At 71.0% G+C, this 16,582-nt stretch carries 14 protein-coding genes; 5 read left to right on the top strand and 9 right to left on the bottom strand.

The window, feature by feature from the left end; translation table 11 throughout:
• Window positions 1–14: 14 nt before the first annotated feature.
• Window positions 15–1,895, top strand: a complete 1,881-nt coding sequence (locus DMA15_RS31575; protein ID WP_125516104.1) for a hypothetical protein — start codon at window positions 15–17, stop codon at window positions 1,893–1,895.
• A gap of 50 nt (window positions 1,896–1,945) precedes the next feature.
• Here the strand turns inward: DMA15_RS31575 and ggt are convergent, their stop codons facing one another.
• Complete coding sequence (gene ggt / locus DMA15_RS31570) at window positions 1,946–3,760, bottom strand: gamma-glutamyltransferase (RefSeq protein WP_125516103.1); 1,815 nt, start codon at window positions 3,758–3,760, stop codon at window positions 1,946–1,948.
• Window positions 3,761–3,934: 174 nt separating this feature from the next.
• Here ggt and DMA15_RS31565 point away from each other — a divergent pair, with 174 nt between their 5' ends.
• The 3 genes from DMA15_RS31565 to DMA15_RS31555 all read left to right on the top strand — a co-directional run bounded on the left by DMA15_RS31565 (window position 3,935) and on the right by DMA15_RS31555 (window position 7,760).
• Window positions 3,935–4,690, top strand: coding sequence for a hypothetical protein (locus DMA15_RS31565; RefSeq protein ID WP_206302880.1), 756 nt, complete (start codon window positions 3,935–3,937; stop codon window positions 4,688–4,690).
• A 158-nt stretch (window positions 4,691–4,848) separates the two neighbouring features.
• On the top strand, window positions 4,849–6,042 hold the full coding sequence (locus DMA15_RS31560) for an Ig-like domain-containing protein (protein ID WP_125516102.1): 1,194 nt from the start codon (window positions 4,849–4,851) through the stop codon (window positions 6,040–6,042).
• Between the two features lie 116 nt (window positions 6,043–6,158).
• Entirely contained in the window at window positions 6,159–7,760 is a 1,602-nt protein-coding gene (locus DMA15_RS31555; protein ID WP_125516101.1) for an alpha/beta fold hydrolase, read from the top strand.
• 37 nt (window positions 7,761–7,797) lie between these two features.
• Here DMA15_RS31555 and DMA15_RS31550 read toward each other — a convergent pair whose 3' ends face one another.
• From DMA15_RS31550 to DMA15_RS31530, 5 genes are all read right to left on the bottom strand, one after another.
• Window positions 7,798–8,667, bottom strand: coding sequence for an amino acid ABC transporter permease (locus DMA15_RS31550; RefSeq protein ID WP_125516100.1), 870 nt, complete (start codon window positions 8,665–8,667; stop codon window positions 7,798–7,800).
• The gene (locus DMA15_RS31545) at window positions 8,664–9,308 is read right to left on the bottom strand and encodes an amino acid ABC transporter permease (protein ID WP_125516099.1); all 645 of its coding nucleotides are present in this window, start codon (window positions 9,306–9,308) and stop codon (window positions 8,664–8,666) included. The genes DMA15_RS31550 and DMA15_RS31545 overlap by 4 nt, the downstream gene beginning before the upstream one ends.
• A 9-nt stretch (window positions 9,309–9,317) precedes the next feature.
• A complete protein-coding gene (locus DMA15_RS31540) occupies window positions 9,318–10,223 on the bottom strand; it encodes a glutamate ABC transporter substrate-binding protein (RefSeq protein ID WP_125516098.1) in 906 nt (301 codons plus the stop codon).
• Window positions 10,224–10,254: 31 nt separating this feature from the next.
• Window positions 10,255–10,998: an amino acid ABC transporter ATP-binding protein gene (locus DMA15_RS31535; protein WP_125516097.1), complete on the bottom strand. Its 744-nt coding sequence runs from the start codon at window positions 10,996–10,998 to the stop codon at window positions 10,255–10,257.
• Between the two features lie 114 nt (window positions 10,999–11,112).
• Window positions 11,113–11,556, bottom strand: coding sequence for a DUF6278 family protein (locus tag DMA15_RS31530; protein WP_125516096.1), 444 nt, complete (start codon window positions 11,554–11,556; stop codon window positions 11,113–11,115).
• A 298-nt stretch (window positions 11,557–11,854) separates the two neighbouring features.
• On the opposite strand from DMA15_RS31530, the gene DMA15_RS31525 reads away from it, so the two are divergent.
• The gene (locus DMA15_RS31525) at window positions 11,855–13,657 is read left to right on the top strand and encodes an SGNH/GDSL hydrolase family protein (RefSeq protein WP_125516095.1); all 1,803 of its coding nucleotides are present in this window, start codon (window positions 11,855–11,857) and stop codon (window positions 13,655–13,657) included.
• Window positions 13,658–13,677: 20 nt separating this feature from the next.
• Here the strand turns inward: DMA15_RS31525 and DMA15_RS31520 are convergent, their stop codons facing one another.
• The 3 genes from DMA15_RS31520 to pcaC form a co-directional block, all read right to left on the bottom strand.
• Complete coding sequence (locus DMA15_RS31520; protein ID WP_125516094.1) at window positions 13,678–14,457, bottom strand: exodeoxyribonuclease III; 780 nt, start codon at window positions 14,455–14,457, stop codon at window positions 13,678–13,680.
• Window positions 14,458–14,487: 30 nt separating this feature from the next.
• Window positions 14,488–15,120 (bottom strand): MBL fold metallo-hydrolase, encoded by a 633-nt coding sequence (locus DMA15_RS31515; RefSeq protein ID WP_125518127.1) that lies wholly within the window; start codon window positions 15,118–15,120, stop codon window positions 14,488–14,490.
• A gap of 63 nt (window positions 15,121–15,183) precedes the next feature.
• Window positions 15,184–16,473: a 4-carboxymuconolactone decarboxylase gene (pcaC, locus tag DMA15_RS31510; protein ID WP_125516093.1), complete on the bottom strand. Its 1,290-nt coding sequence runs from the start codon at window positions 16,471–16,473 to the stop codon at window positions 15,184–15,186.
• Between the last annotated feature and the right edge of the window lie 109 nt (window positions 16,474–16,582).

Genomic DNA, 16,582 nt, shown 5'->3' with positions numbered 1-16,582 from the left:
CGTACGATGCGTCAGTGACACCAGAGATCATCGATTACGGGCAGTTCGCGGAGCGGCTGAGGCTCCATCAGCAGGGGCGGCCCCGCTGGGAGTTGCTGGACGCCGTCCAGCGCGAGTGGGGGTACGAGGACCCGGGCGGCGAGCCCGGGCACTCCCGGTGGGGCGGCGAGAACGCGGCACACGGGATCGACTGGACGCTTCCCGTCCCCCAGGCCCTCAACGAGTGGTGGGACTCCCCGCTCAACTCCTTCGCCTTCAATCCGCGCCTGTACTGGGTCCACACCCAGTGGCCGCCGAAGATCTCCGAACTCGAAGTCGGCCCGGGGGGCGGGCTTCTGGGGGCCGAGGGCGGGGATCGCCGTGTCTGTGTCTTCATGTCCGAGTACCACTACAGCCACGAGTGGGGCTATCTCGCCGCCGAGGCCGGACTGCCCGACCCTCGCGTCGTCGTGAGCGTCGGCGGCCGGTGGGTCGTGCAGAGCCGGTCGCTGTCGGAGTTCCTGACGCAGCTGGCCTTCGAGCGGTTGCCGGCGCACTACGGCTGGACGCTGCGGGTGCGCCGCGCCACCGTCGACGCCGACCCGGAGATCGTGCGGCGCCTTACGGCCTCGTACCGCGAACTGGGGCTGCTGCCCTGGCAGGAGAGGGGCACCGACGCGCTGTCGTACGGCGCTCCCGACGCGGTCATACGGCATGGGCGCGGGCCCGGCGCCGACTTCCGCATCGTCATCAACGCCCGGACCCGCCGCGCCCTGATCGACGTCGCCGAGACCCTCGGCGTCGACTGGTCCGGCGACAAGGCGATCGGTCCGCCCAGCGAGGTGCCGGCGCCCCTGGAGGAGCTGGGGCCGGTCTCGTTGAGCGAGGGCGACGCCGACGCCCGTGGCCGCTGGACCGTGCTCTCCCGCGGCCCGGTCGCGCCGCCGGAGGTGCCCGGCGCCGCCGCCGCGCTCGTCCAGCCGCCCGCCACTGTCAGCTCGGTCGCCGCGGACCAGGACGGGACGACCCTCGCGGCGGGCGACACGGACGGTTACGTCCACGTCCTGGAGACCGACGACGAGGACCCCGAGACGATCGGTCTCGCCCTGCACCGCGCCCCGGTCTCCGCGCTCGCCTGCCTGAAGCTGGACAGCGGCAGGCGCCTCGTACTGAGTGGCGACGAGAACGGCGTGATCCGTTACTGGAGCACCCGCCGCAAGCCCCTGCGCGCCCCCTTCGCCCGCCGCCGCACACCGGTGCGTGCGCTGGCCGCCGCCCGGTGGGAGACGGGCCCCGCGCTCGCCGCCGCCTGGGCCGACGGCCTGGTCCGGATCTGGGACCTCACGTCCGACGCGGTGGCCGGACTGCGCCTCGGCACCGGCGTCACCGCCCTCGGCCTCGGCGCGGACGGCACGCTGCGCGTCACCGACGCCGACGGCACCTCCGTACTCCGTCTCGACCCGGCGAAGCTCTGGCCGCACCGCGATCTGCGACTGCGCCTGGACAGCGTCGACTGGGGGTCGCTGTGGACCTCCCGCGGGCCCGGCCGCATGATCCCCGACCTGATCGGCAAGGTCGCCTCGGACGACAGGAAGACCGCCATGGACGCGGTCCACGACCTCTACCGCCTCCTCGTCTCCAAGGAGGCCTCCTCGACCGCCGCGGTCCCCGCGATCCCGTTCCTCGTCGAGCTGATGACGGACCCGGACAACCGCTCGCGGAGCACACTGCTGCTGCTCATCGCGGACCTCGCCGACGTTCGCGAGGCCCGGGGCGGACGCGGTGCCGCCCAGCTCGCCGCGGTCCGCGAGGCGCTGCCCGTCCTGCGGTACCTGCACGACGACCCGGAGTCCTCGATCCGCTGGGCGGCCAACGAGCTGGAGCGGAACTGCGCGGCCTCACCCGCCTCGCGGTGACACGCGGCAGGGGGCCTCACCGGCGGGCGAGGCCCCCTGAGCGCGACGGCTCAGTCGGTGGGACGCACCACCATCGCCGAGCCGCCGCCCCGTCGCTCCTTCTCCGCGGCCGCGAGCCACTTGCCGCCCGGCAGCCGCTGCACACCCGTCGCCGCGCCGATCTCCGGGTTCCGCTTGAACGAGTGCCCGATCGACTCCAGGGAGGTGCGCAGCCCGCTGTCCCACAGGCCCGGTTCCAGCTCGGTCTGCGCCGCGTTGCGCTGGCTGGCGCGGGGCGCGGCGATCGCGTCGACCAGAGGCAGGTCCCGGTCGACGAAGCCCGTCAGGGTCTGCAGCACGGTCGTGATGATGGTCGCGCCGCCCGGCGAACCGAGCGCCACCACCGGCTTGCCGTGCTTGAGCACGATCGTCGGCGAGATCGAGGAGCGCGGGCGCTTGCCCGGGCCCGGCAGGTTCGGGTCGTGCACCGCGGGGTTGGCGGGCGCGAAGGAGAAGTCCGTCAGTTCGTTGTTCAGCAGGAAGCCGCGGCCGGGCACGGTGATGCCGCTGCCGCCCGTCGACTCGATGGTGAGGGTGTAGGCGACGACGTTGCCCCACTTGTCGGCGGCCGTGAGGTGCGTGGTGTTCTCACCCTCGTACGTCGTGGGGGCCGCCTTGTCCGCCGTCCCGCACGCCGTCGGGCGGCGCGGGTCACCGGGCGCGAGCGGGCTCTTGAGCACCGCGTCGTCCTTGATCAGGCACTCCCTGCTGTCCGCGAACCGCTGCGAGAGGAGTTCCTTCGCCGGTACGTCCTCGAAGGCGGGGTCGCCCACCCAGCGGCCCCGGTCAGCGAAGGCGATGCGGCTGGCCTCGATGAAGCGGTGCAGGTACTTCTTCTTGGAGGCCTTCGACAGGTCGGTGCGCTCCAGGATGTTGAGCGCCTCGCCGACGGTGGTGCCGCCGGACGACGAGGGCGCCATGGAGTAGACGTCGAGCCCGCGGTAGGTGGTCCTCGTGGGCTTCTGCCGCTTCACGCCGTAGGACGCGAGGTCCTTGAGGGAGAGGTCGCCGGGCCGGACCTTTCGGCCTGACGCCGGGTCGACGGGCGGCTTGTTCACGGTGCGCACGAAGTCCTTGGCGAGCTTTCCGTGGTACAGCGCGTCGACGCCCTTGCGGCCCAACTCCTCGTAGGTGCGGGCCAGATCGGGGTTCTTGAACGTGGAGCCGACGACCGGGAGCTTCCCGCCCGGCAGGAACAGCTTCGCCGAGGCCGGGAAGTCCCTGAACCGCTTCTCGTTCGACTCGGTCTGGGAACGGAAGGTCGCGTCGACCGTGAAGCCGTCGCGCGCCAGGCGCTCGGCGGGCTTCAGGAGCGTGCCGAGCCGTTTGGTCCCCCACGCGTCGAGCGCCGACTGCCAGGTGGCGGGCGTGCCCGGGGTGCCGACGCCGAGGCCGCTGGTGACGGCGTCCGCGAAGGGGATCGGCTTGCCGTTCTCCAGGAAGAGCCCGGAGTCGGCGGTGCGCGGGGCGGTCTCGCGGCCGTCGATGGTGCTGACCTTGCGCGTCTTGGCGTCGTAGTGGACGAAGTACCCGCCGCCGCCGACGCCCGCGGAGTACGGCTCGGTGACGCCGAGCGCGGCGGCGGTGGCGACGGCCGCGTCCACGGCGTTGCCGCCCTTGCGCAGGACCTCGATGCCGGCGGCCGAGGCGTCCGGGTCGACGCTGGCCACCGCCCCGCCGTACCCGACGGCGACCGGCACCTTCTCGGGGCCGGGTGGGGTCCGTTCCGCCGAGTGCGTGGGCGAAGGGGGCGCGGCGGCCCCGACCGACACCAGGACCCCTCCGACCGCCAAGAGCGTCAGATTACGTACGACACCGCGACGCATTCGTACCTCCAGTCAACAACCGTCCGCGCAGCGTAACTTCGCGGCCGCGTCTGCGTAAGGACCGCCTCGGACACTGCTCTGAAAGGGGGCCAGGGCCTGCCCGGCGGATCAGGACGCGTTCGGGCCCCGCGACCCGTGGCATGATCCGCCGGGCAGGCCCTAGCATGCGCCCCCATGACTGAAGACGTGCGCAATCTCGTCCTCGGCCTGTGCGCGGTCGGCATAGCCGTCGTCCTCGGGTGGCTCGCGCGCGGCTACCTGTGGAAGCGCAGGCTCCGCCGCAAGCAGGCCTTCTTCGGGCTGCCCGACAACTCCGAGTCGCTGCTCGTCGTCAACCGCGACGCGGGCGGCGGCGAGCTGATGGTCGTACGCCACGACGTGTCCGCCCTCCTCGAACTCGCCGCGGTCATCAAGGACTGCGGGGCGCACACCCAGGTCGTCGCGCACGACGCGGCCCAGCAGAGCTTCGGCGAGCGCACCGAGTTCTGCGTGGGCAACCCGGTGGCGCACCGCCGCCTGGCGGCGCACATGCACTCGCTGCTGCCGGGCGTGCGGGTGAACACCGAGCCCGAGCCGGTCCCCGACCGGGGCGCGTTCCAGATCGGCGCCGAGCGCTACCGCATGGAGGCGGGCCTCACGGAGTACGTGATCCTCGCGCGGCTCACCGCCGACCAGGGCCAGGACGCCAGGCCCGTCTTCCTCTTCTGCGGCCAGCGCGCGGTCACCAGCCAGGCCGCCACCCGCTATCTCGCCCGCCACCACGAGAAGCTCGCGCGCAAGCACGGCGGCAACTCCTTCGTGCTGCTCCTGAAGGTCGTCAATTCGCAGGCGTACGGGCCGGACGTCGTCGAGCTGGTCGGGGATGTGACGCGCGCCGCCCAGACGCCGCTCCCCACGCCCTCGGCCCGCGCCTCTCATCGCGCGAAGTGACCGTCACCGCACAGCACGAAGTGACCGTCACCTCACACTGGGCCTCCTTCGCCGGGGCCCTTCTGTGACCTAGCGGTCATTTTCGGGACATCAGGCAACCCGACGGCCTCGTACGCCCTCTCTCCGTGCAGTCCACATTCGCACGGAGGTACGTTTCCTTGTCCCCGCAGAGCTCTTCGAGCCGCCGACGCCCCCTTCGCACCCGCCACGCGGCGACCGCGGGAGTCGCAGTCCTTGCCGCCGCCCTGAGCGCCTGCTCGGGCGGCGGCGACTCCTCCGGCGCCGACAAGGCCGCCGAGAAGCCGAAGATCGCGGTGAACCTCAAGGGGCAGCAGGCGAAGGCGGGCGGCCCGGTCACGGTGAAGCTGGCCGGCGGCAGGCTGAAGCAGGTCACCGTCGCCGACGACAAGGGCACGAAGCTGCCCGGCAAGGTCTCGGCGAACGGCACCACCTGGACGTCGCAGCGCGTGGCGGCCCCCGGCACCGCGTACAAGGTCGACGCGGTCAGCGACCAGGGCGGCAGCGCGAAGGCCTCCTTCAAGACGGCCGCGCCCGCCCAGGTCAACAAGGTGACGCTGGCCCCGGGCAAGGGCACCACCGTCGGCATCGCGCAGCCCCTCTCGATCACCTTCGACCACCCGGTGAGGAACAAGGCCGAGGTGGAGAAGCAGCTCAAGGTGACGACCTCTAACGGCACCACGGGCGCCTGGGGCTGGATCAAGAACCACGACGGCAAGGACCGCGTCGACTGGCGGCCCAAGGAGTACTGGAAGTCCGGCACCAAGGTGAAGCTGGACGCCCGGCTCAACGGCATCGACTCCGGCGGCGACGACTGGTTCGTCCGCGACTACGCGACCGGCTTCACCGTCGGCAAGAGCCAGGTGGTCAAGGTGAACCTGGACAGCAAGACGGCGACGCTGGTGCGCGACGGCAAGACGGTCAGGTCACTCCCGATGTCCGCCGGCACCCCCGGCGGCGAGAAGGCCTCCTGGGGCGGCACGTCCGTCCTGATGTCGAAGGAGGGCACGATCAACATGCGCTCCGAGACGGTCGGCCTCACCGGCAGCAACAGCTACGACAAGATGGTCGACTACTCGATGCGGCTGACCTGGTCGGGCATGTACGCGCACGCGGCCCCCTGGAACGCCTCGTACTTCGGCAACACCAACCACAGCTCGGGCTGCGTCGGCATGAGCACCGGCGACGCGGGCTGGCTCTACGGCCAGGTCCAGATCGGCGACCCCTTCGAGGTCACCGGCAGCGGCTCGAAGGGCACCCCGGAGCCGGGCAACGGCTACGGCGAGTGGAACCTCGACTGGTCGGACTGGCAGACCAAGAGCGCGCTGAAGTAACCACGCACCCCTCTACGATCGTTACCGGGGCGTAACTTACCGATGGGTTACCCCCAGTAAGGCAACGCGGTTACCGTCGGGTCACTTTGCACTTTCAACGAGTGAGGAAGTGATCCGTGAGAGCTCCGCACCCGCACCGGGCCCTGCGCACGACCGCCGTGGGCACCGTCTCCGCGTCCCTCGTCGCAGGCGCCGCCCTCGGTCTCGCCCCGACGGCGCAGGCGGCCCCGGCCGCCGCACCGCGGGCGGCGAGCGCCGCGGACGTACGCTTCGTCGACATCCCCGGCGACGGCGGCACCGTCCTCAAGGCCAACGTCTTCACCCCGAAGGACGCGAAGGCCGGGGCCCGATACCCCTCGATCGTGCTGCCCACCAGCTGGGCCATGCCCCAGATCGAGTACGTCGCGCAGGCCCAGAAGCTCGCCGACTCCGGCTATGTGGTGGTCAGTTACAACTCGCGCGGCTTCTGGCAGTCCGGCGGCGAGATAGAGACCGCGGGGCCCAAGGACATCGCCGACGCCTCCAAGGTCATCGACTGGACGCTGGCGCACACCCCGGCCGACCCGTCGAAGGTCGGCATGGCGGGCGTCTCGTACGGCGCGGGCATCAGCCTGCTCGCCGCCGGGCACGACAAGCGGATCAAGGCGGTCGCCGCGCTGAGCGGCTGGGCCGACCTGATCGACTCGATCTACAGCGGGCGCACCCAGCACGTCCAGGCCGCCGCCCTGCTCGGCGGCGCGGGCGCTCTCACCGGCCGCCCCGGCCCCGAACTCCAGCAGACGCTCAAGGACTTCCTCGGGTCCAACCTGGACAAAGAGGCCGAGATGATCGCGTGGGGCGCCAAGCGCTCCCCCGTGACCCACCTCGACCGGATCAACGACAACGGCGCGGCCATCATGCTCGGCAACGCCTGGGGCGACACCCTCTTCCCGCCCAACCAGTACGCCGAGTTCTACGAGCGGCTGACCGGCCCCAAGCGCCTGGAGTTCCGCCCCGGCGACCACGCGACGGCGGAGGCCACCGGCCTGCTCGGGCTGCCGAACGACACCTGGACCTCGACCCGGCGCTGGTTCGACCGCTACCTCAAGGGCGAGGACAACGGCATCGACAAGGAGCAGCCGGTCCAGCTCAAGTCCCGCTCCACGGGCGGCTACGAGGGCTACCCGGACTGGAAGTCGGTCGGCCCGACGCGCAAGAAGATCGCGATGGCGGGGACCACCACGATCCGTACGAACGTCGACTCGGGCGCCAACGGCGGCATCGCCATCCTGTCCAACGCGCTCGACCAGTTCCTGAAGATCCCGCCGACGGCGTCGGTGCCGCTGCTCCCGCGCCGCTACACGGGCGTCTGGCAGTCGGAGAAGTACGCGACGCCCCAGCGGGTGCGCGGCACGACGAAGCTGCACACCACGCTCACCAGCACCAAGGAGAGCGGCACCCTCGTCGCGTACCTCTACGACGTGGGCCCGCTCGGCCTCGGCAAGCTGGTCAGCAATGCGCCGTACACCTTCCACGGCAAGACGCCCGGCAAGCCCTTCGGCGTGGACCTGGAGCTCTTCTCCACGGCCTACGACGTACCGGCAGGACACAAGCTCGCCCTGGTCGTCGACACGGTCGACCCGCTCTACATCGAGCACAACCCGTCCGGCGCGCAGCTGACCTTCTCCTCACCGGAGGCGGACCCGTCGTACGTGTCCGTTCCCCTGCGCGAGCAGTGATCTCCGGCTGCTGCCGGGGCGGGCGTGGCCCTACGAGCTACTGCACACCCGGCAGCAGCGTCCCTGGTTCGGCCGGCGCGACTTCCGCGGCCTCCGTCTTGGGATTGCGCCGCTGACGCCTGGACACCCACTGGGCGAACCACGACAGCAACATGCACATCCCGATGTAGATCGGTGAGATCACCATGACCACGGGGATGAACGGCAAATCGTAGTCGAGATTCGACGCGATCAGCTTCCCGGCGTGGAGGAACTCCTCGTAGGTGATCAGAAAACCCAGTGAGGTGTCCTTGAGGGCCACCACCAACTGGCTGATGATGGCGGGCAGCATGGCGCGCAGGGCCTGGGGCACGAGGACGTAGCTCATGACCTGGGTCTTGCGCATGCCGAGCGCGTAGGCGGCCTCCTTCTGGCCGCGTTCCATGGAGTTGACGCCGGAGCGGAAGACCTCGGCGAGCACCGAGCCGTTGTAGAGCGTGAGCCCGGTGACCAGCGCGGGCAGCGGCTGCACCTTCAGCGCCACGAAGACGAAGAAGATCATCACCAGGACGGGCATCGCGCGGAAGAACTCCACGAGGAGCGTGGCCACCCAGCGCACCGGCCGGTGGTCCGAGAGCCGCCCCATGGCGAGCAGGCCGCCGAGCGCGAGTGCGAGTACCGCGGAGATCGCGAAGGCCTTGAGCGTGTTGCCGAGGCCCCGCAGGAGCAGTTCCTGGATGCCCTTGTACTCGAAGGGCGTCCACTTGGTTGCGGTGAACTGGTCGGTGTCGAAGAGCAGATACAGGATCCAGCCGACGAGGGCGAGCACCACCAGGGTGGAGAGCACCCCGTAGAGCTTGTGCCGCCGGACGGTTCTGGGTCCCGGGATGTCGTAGAGGGCGGTGGAATCGTGGGAGAGGGCTTTCATCGGGCGACTCCCCAGCGCTTTTCGAGGATGTTGAAGACCGCGCTGATGGCGAGGGTGATGATGAGGTAGCCGAGGGCGATCCAGACGAAGGTCCAGATGATGTTGTAGCCCAGCTCGTTGAGCGTCTTGTACGTGCCGAGCAGTTCGGTGACGCTGAAGGCTCCGGCGATCGCGGAGTTCTTGGCGAGCGCGATGAGGTTGGAGCCGACCGGGGCGATGACGGACCGGAAGGCCTGCGGCAGGACCACCATCGACAGGGTCTGCCCGAAGCTCATGCCGAGGCTTCTGGCCGCCTCGCCCTGTCCCTTGGGCACGGTGTTGATGCCCGACCTGAGCGCCTCGCAGATGAAGGCGGAGGTGTAGCAGCCGAGCGCGAGGACCGCGAACACCTTGAAGGGCAGGACGAGTCCGAAGCGCGGCAGGCCGAGCAGGACGGCGAAGAAGAGCAGCGTGAGCGGGGTGTTGCGCAGGACCGCCACCCACACCGTGCCGAAGGCCCGGAAGGAGCCGACGGGCGCGACGCGGAAGGAGGCCATGAGGAAGCCGAGCACGAGCGCGAGGAGCGAGGCGTAGACGGTGAGTTCGACGGTGCCGAGGAAGCCGTCGCCGAACGTGGAGAAGTTGTCTGTCAGTACGTTCATGACGCCTCCTCAGTTCGCCGGGTAGCGGTCGATGGCGGGTGGCTTCGGCGCCGGCACGCCGGAGAGGCCGAGCGTGGCGTCGTAGGCCTTCTTCCAGTCGCCGTTCTTCTCACCGGCGGCGAGGGCGTCGTCGATGGCGAGGCGCAGCGCGTTGTCGCGCCGGGGGACCCCGATCCCGTACGGCTCCTCGGAGAACGGCTTGCCGACCACCTTGAGTTCGTCGGGCACCTTGGCCGCGTAGCCGATCAGGATCGCGTCGTCGGTGGTGACGGCGTCGACCTGGTAGGTGAGCAGGTTGTCGACGCAGACGGAGTACGTGTCGTAGGCGACGAGGGTGGCCTTGGGGTACTCCTGCTGGATGCGCTGGTAGGGGGTGGATCCCGCCGCCGAGCAGACGCGCTTGCCGGCCAGGTCCCGCGGGCCCTTGATGTCCTCCTCGTCGTGGCGTACGAGCAGGCCCTGGCCCGCCAGGTAGTACGGGCCGCCGAAGCCGACGAGCTTCTTGCGGTTGTCGTTGATGGTGTAGGTGCCGACGTAGTAGTCGATCTGCCCGTTCTGCAGGGCGGTTTCGCGGTTGGCCGACGCGATGGTCTTGAACTCGGTCTTCTTGGGGTCAAGACCGAGTGAGGCCGAGATCATCTTGGCGATCTCGATGTCGAAGCCGGAGTAGGTGCCCGTCGCGGGGTCCTTCTCGCCGAGGTAGGGCTGGTCCTCCTTGGCGCCCACGATGAAGCGGCCGCGGCTCTTGGCCTTCCGCCAGGTCGACGACTGGGGCAGCTGGAAGCCGGTGGCCACCCGGTATTCGGGGAGCTTCTCGGCCGCGGGGCCCTTCGTCGGCGGGCTGCCCTCCTTGCCGCAGGCGGTGGAGACGAGCGCGGACAGGACGAGCGCCGCCACGAGCCGGGTCGTACGCATGGTGTCTCTCTTCACGAGCGCGTCGCCCCCGTCAGTGCTTGAGGATCTTGGAGAGGAAGTCCCTGGCGCGCTCGCTCTCCGGGTGGGTGAAGAAGTCCTCCGGGGTGCGGTCCTCCACGACGCGGCCGTCGGACATGAAGACCACGCGGTTGGCGGCGGAGCGGGCGAAGCCCATCTCATGGGTGACGACGACCATCGTCATGCCGTCACGGGCGAGCTGCTGCATGACCTCCAGGACCTCGTTGATCATCTCGGGGTCGAGGGCGGAGGTCGGCTCGTCGAACAGGAGCGCCTTGGGGTCCATCGCCAGCGCGCGGGCGATGGCCACGCGCTGCTGCTGGCCTCCGGAGAGCTGCGCCGGGTACTTCTCTGCCTGCGTGGCGAGTCCCACGCGCTCCAGGAGCTCCCGGGAGCGCTGGTCGGCCTCGTCCTTCCTGCGGCCCCGGACCTTGGTCTGCGCGAGCGAGACGTTCTGGAGAACGGTCTTGTGCGCGAAGAGGTTGAAGGACTGGAAGACCATGCCGACTTCGGCGCGGAGCCTGGCGAGGGCCTTCCCCTCGTCGGGCAGGGGCTGCCCGTCGAGCCTGATCTCTCCGGACTGGATGGTCTCGAGCCGGTTGATCGTCCGGCAGAGCGTTGATTTGCCCGACCCCGAAGGGCCGATGACCACGACCACCTCCCCCTTGCCGACGGTGAGGTTGATGTCCTGGAGGACATGCAGCTCTCCGTAGTACTTGTTCACATCACGCAGCTCGATCAACGGATCGACGGCCATGGCAAGACCTGCCCACTCTCAGCTGTGTACGTCCGCGCAAACTATCCACGTGGAAACGGGACTTAACGGACGACACGCAAGCACGGGCATTAACCGTATTTGCGGCAATTCCGGCTATGTCTCGGAGGCCTCGGCGTAGATCTGCGACAGCTCGGGCGCCCCTTGCACCGCCCAGTCGAGCCCCGCCTCGACGACCGGGATGTCCCGGCCGGACTTCAGCCGTACGACGGGACCGCCGCCGGGGTACACGTGCCAGGCGGCGCCCGGCACGGTCCGCACCACGACCGTGCCCAGGTAGAGCCCCGCGTCGTTGCCGAGCCACGGCAGCAGCTCCGGGTCGTCGCGCCAGCGTGGCAGCAGCTGGTCGAGGGCGGTCAAGGACGCCGGGGAGTCGTCCAGTTCGAGCCCGGCCGCGGCCGCCTGGGAGCGCAGCAGCTCGCACTCGGACAGCAGTTCGGCGACGCCGTCCGGGTCCTCCTCGAAGGCGGCCGCGAGCCCGCGGGCCGGGTCCGTCACGGAGTGCCGCTTACGCCACTTGTGGAGGAACGGGATGTTCATGATCGGCCTCTCCGTCGCGTGGCGCCGCCGGACGCGCGGCCGGGCGCTGATTCCGTGATGTCCCAACGTATCTTGCATCAGTTGATCACGGAATCTGCCGAATCACCCCTTCGGGCGCACATCCCGCCCGGGGCCGGACGCGCGCGTCACCACCCGCGGCGGGGGCCCGGCGCTCGCGCGGGCGGCGACGCGGTTCGTCCCGGTGAGTTCGCGCCGTGTTCACGCGCGACTCATTGACGGGCCTCTGACGCCTCCTTAGCTTCATGGCGCATCTGTCATCACGCGGGAGGGGTCTGTCGTGCGCCGACGTATCCGGGGGGCGGCCGTCGCGCTCGCCCTCTTGGCGGGCCTGGCCCCGCTGGCCTCCGCCGAGGCCGCGCCTGCGTCCACGTCCGCGCCCACGTCCGCGACCCCGCGAGGGGACCGGCCGCTTCCGCTGAAGCGGCTCTTCGACAACAGGGCGATCAGCGACGACGCCCGCCCCGGCGCCGCGGACTTCGACGGGCGGGGCGCCTCGCTCTCGGCGCGGGATCTGACGGCCGCGGGCTGGACCCCCGGCCGCTCCCTGGGCGTTGACGGGGCCCGGCTGACCTGGCCGCGCACAGAGCCGGGCGAGCGGGACAACGTACGGGCGAACGGCCAGCCGGTGCGGGTGCGCGGCCGCGGGGACGCCCTCGCGTTCCTGGTCGCGGGGACGGGCGGCGAGGCGAGCGGCACGGGGACGGTGCGCTACCGGGACGGCTCACGCGGCGGCTACCGGCTCACCGCACCGGACTGGCGTTCGGGCCCGCTCGCCACGAAGTCCGTCGCCCTGCCGCACATCAACACGCCCGGCGGCCAACGCGCCGAGAAGGCACGGCTGTACGTGGTGACCGTGCCGCTCGTCCGGGGGCGTGAGGTGGCCTCGGTGGAGCTGCCGAGGGACCCGGGCGCCCCGGACCTGCATGTGTTCGCCCTGTCAGTGCGGTCCCCGGCCAAGGGGTGGACGGGCAGTTGGTCGGCGCCGACGGCCGGGTACACCGCGGTCGGGCCCTGGAGCGACCGGACCGTGCGGCTCGTCGTGCACACCAGCGCGGGCGGGCCCCGGGTGCGCGTCCGGCTCGACAACACCTTCGCGGCGGCCCCGGTGCGGATCGGCGGCGCGAGCGTGGCGGTGCAGGAGGCCGGGGCGGAGGCGAGGGGCGAGCCGCGGCGGCTGACCTTCCGGGGCGGCGCGGGCACCGAGATCCCGGCGGGCGCCCAGGCGTTCAGCGACCCGCTCGACTTCGACGTACCCGCCGACGCGAATCTGCTGGTGAGCTTCCATCTGCCGGGTCCGGTGGCGGCGGCGCCCGTGCACAGCCAGGCGATCCAGCGCTCTTACGTCAGCGGCCCCGGGGACCACACGGCGGACGGCTCCCCCGCCGCGTACACCTCGACGATCACGACGTGGCCGCTGCTCACCGGGGTCGACGTGGGCGGCGGGCCCGGCTCCGTGGTGCTGCTCGGCGACTCGATCACCGACGGGGTGAAGTCCACGCAGGACGCCAACCGCCGCTGGCCGAACATCCTTGCGACCCGCCTTCTGAACCAGTCCGCCGTCCCGCGCTACGGCGTCCTCAACCAGGGCATCTCGGCCAACCGCGTGGTGACCGACCGCTACCCGGGCGACGGCGTCTCGACGGACACGGGCGGGGTGAGCGCCCTGCACCGCCTGGACCGCGATGTCCTCGCCCAGACGTCCGCGAGCACGGTCGTGGTCTTCGAGGGGATCAACGACGTGCGCTGGGGAGCGTCGGCGGAGCAGGTGATCGCGGGGCTGCGGGAGATCGCGGACCGCGCCCGGGCCCGCGGGCTGCGCGTCGTGGCGGCGACGATCGCCCCCTGCGAGGGCGAGGCGCTCTGCACGGCGGCGGCGAACGCCGAGCGGGAGGCGGTGAACGCGTACGTCCGCGGGGGCGGGGACTTCGACGCCGTGCTCGACTTCGACGCGGTGCTGCGGGATCCCGCGCATCCCGCGCGGATGCGGGCCGCCTATGACAGCGGGGACCATCTGCATCCGGGGGACGCGGGGCTCGCGGCGCTGGCGGACTCGGTGGACCTGCGGAAGCTGGCGCCCTGAGAGTCCGGGGTGTCCGGGGCTCAGACGTCCAGGTCCACCACGACCGGGGCGTGGTCGGAGGCGCCCTTGCCCTTGCGCTCCTCACGGTCCACGTAGGAGTCCGAGACGGCCTTCGCGAAGGGTGCGTTTCCGTACACCAGGTCGATGCGCATGCCCTTGTTCTTCGGGAAACCCAGCTCGCGGTAGTCCCAGTACGTGAACGGGTGGGCGTACTTCAAGGGGCGGGGCACGATGTCGGTGAGGCCCGTCTCGCGCAGGGCCGCGAGGGCGGCGCGCTCGGCCGGGGTGACGTGCGTGGCGCCGACGAAGAGCGAGGGGTCCCAGACGTCCTCGTCGGTCGGCGCGACGTTGAAGTCGCCGAGGACCGCGAAGGGGCGGGGGCCCGCCGCGTCCTCGGAGATCGCCGCCTTCAGGGCCTCGAACCACTGGAGCTTGTAGGCGTAGTGGGTGTGGTCGACCTCGCGGCCGTTCGGCACGTAGACCGACCAGACGCGGACGGCGCCGCAGGTCGCGGAGATCGCCCGGGGCTCGTCCACGCCGTCGTACCCCGGACCGCCCGGGAGGCCCTTGACGACGTCCTCGAGGCCGGCCTTGGAGACCAGCGCCACGCCGTTCCACCGGCCGGTGGCGTTCACCGCCGATTCATAGCCCAGCTCGCGGAGCTCGTCGGCGGGGAACGCCTCGGCCGTCGTCTTGGTCTCCTGGATGCACAGCACGTCCGTGCCGGTGTTCTCCAGCCAGGCGAGGAGCCTTGGCAGCCGAGCGGTGATCGAGTTCACGTTCCAGGTCGCAATGCGCATGCCTCACAACCTACCCGGCGCCACTGACAGTCAGAGTTCGGCCGTCTCTCCCGGCGTCAGACGCAGGTGCTCGGCGCCGCCGAGGGCCCCGATCTGGTTGTCGTAGATGGGCCGGGCGAGGTCGGTGAGCAGGGCGTCGTGGACGTCGTAGGCACGCTGCGGCTTGACCTCGCGTACGTAGTCGATCACCTCGGAGATCTTGCTCCAGGGCGCCATGACGGGGAGCATCAGCGTCTGGACCGGCTGGTCGGGGACGGTCAGGGCGTCGCCGGGGTGGAAGACCGAGCCGTCGACCAGGTATCCGACGTTGGTGATGCGCGGGATGTCCGGGTGGATCACGGCGTGCAGCTCGCCGTGCACCTGGACGTCGAACCCGGCGGCCGTGAAGGTGTCGCCGTGCCCGACGGTGTGCACACGCCCGGGGAAGGCGGCCGAGATCTTCTCCGCGACCGACCTGAGCGTCCAGATCTCCGCGCCGGGGCGGGCCTCCAGGGCCGCGCGCAGCCGTCCCTCGTCGAAGTGGTCGGGGTGCTCGTGGGTGACGAGGATCGCGTCGGCGCCGAGGGCCGCGTCGTCCTCGCTGAAGCCGCCCGGATCGATGACCAGCGTGCGCCCCTCCTTTTCGAGACGCACGCACGCGTGGGACTTCTTCGTGAAGGTCATGCGCTTCGCGCGCGAGGGAGAGCTTCCTGCCGGAGTCGTCGTATCAGTCATCCCCCCATCCTGCTACTCCGGCGGCGTGGTCTCCTCGCGAATGACGGTCTGCGCGACCCTGAAGGCGGAGTTCGCCGCGGGCACGCCGCAGTAGACGGCGGCCTGGAGAAGCACCTCCTTGATCTCGGCCGGGGTGAGGCCGTTGCGCAGCGCGGCGCGGGTGTGGAAGGCCAGCTCGTCCAGGTGGCCGCCGGCGACGAGGGCGGTGAGGGTGACGCAGCTGCGGGAGCGGCGGTCAAGGCCCGGGCGGTTCCAGACCTCGCCCCAGGCGTAGCGGGTGATCAGCTCCTGGAAGTCGCCGGAGAAGTCGTCGGCCGAGGCCAGCACCCGGTCCACGTGCGCGTCGCCGAGCACTTCGCGGCGGACCTTGATGCCCGCCTCGTACGGGTCGGGCCTGCCGGTGCCGACGACGGCCTCGGGCTGCTCGGCGGCGGCGATCTCGGCCATGGGGGCCGTCGGGGCCACGGGCTTCGGGGACAGGACGGGCTTGACCGGCGGGGGCGTGATCGCCGCCTGGGTCTCCTGCCAGGCCGTGGAGAAGTGGCGTACGAGAAGGTCGGTGACGGCGGCGGGCTGCTCGACGGGGGCGAGGTGCGAGGCGCCCGGCACGACGGCGAGGCGGGAGTCGGGGATCCCGGCGACGAGGGTGCGGGCCTCGCCCTGCCCGGTGACCTGGTCCTCGGAGCCGACGAGGACGAGCGTGGGGATGCCGATCCGGCCCAGCTCGGCGCGTACGTCGAAGGCGGCGAGGGCCTCGCAGGCCGCGATGTAGCAGCCGGGGTCGGTGGTACGCACCATCTGGACGGCCCAGTCGGTGATCGCGGGCTGCGCGGCGGCGAAGCCGGGCGTGAACCAGCGGTCGGGCGCGGAGCGGGCGATGGGGTCGAGGCCGTTGCTGCGCACGATGACCCCGCGCTGGCGGAACTCGTCCGCGGTGCCGAACCGCGGCGAGGCGGCGATCAGCGCGAGCGAGGCGACGCGCTGGGGGTGCCGGAGCGCGAGTTCGGCACCGATGGCACCGCCGAAGGCACAGCCCGCGTACCCGAAGCGCTGCACGCCCAGCCCGTCGAGCGTGGCGAGCAGCCGGTCGGCCAGCTCACCGACCGACCCACAGGGGTGCGCGGGCGCCCCGCCGTGCCCGGGCATGTCGAAGCGGAACACCCGCCAGTGCCGGGTCAGGTCGGGTATCTGGCGGTCCCACATGTGCCAGGTGGTTCCGAGGGAGGCTCCGAGGATGAGGACCGGGGCGTCTTCGGGGCCGTCGAAGCGGTACTGCAGGGTGCTGGATGTACTCTCACTCACCCGGCTCACGCTCCCACACCTCACATTTCCTCATGCGCTCGGGGCGGAACCCCGCGCAAGCGGCCCACGTTGTGTCGATCCCGCGAAGATCTTTTGCGATCGGCCTCAC

It is taken from the genome of Streptomyces sp. WAC 01529, assembly GCF_003945545.1.
Lineage (GTDB): Bacteria > Actinomycetota > Actinomycetes > Streptomycetales > Streptomycetaceae > Streptomyces > Streptomyces anatolicus.
The sequence above is the reverse complement of the archived record's forward strand: the minus strand, read 5'-3'. Positions and strand labels throughout refer to the sequence as shown.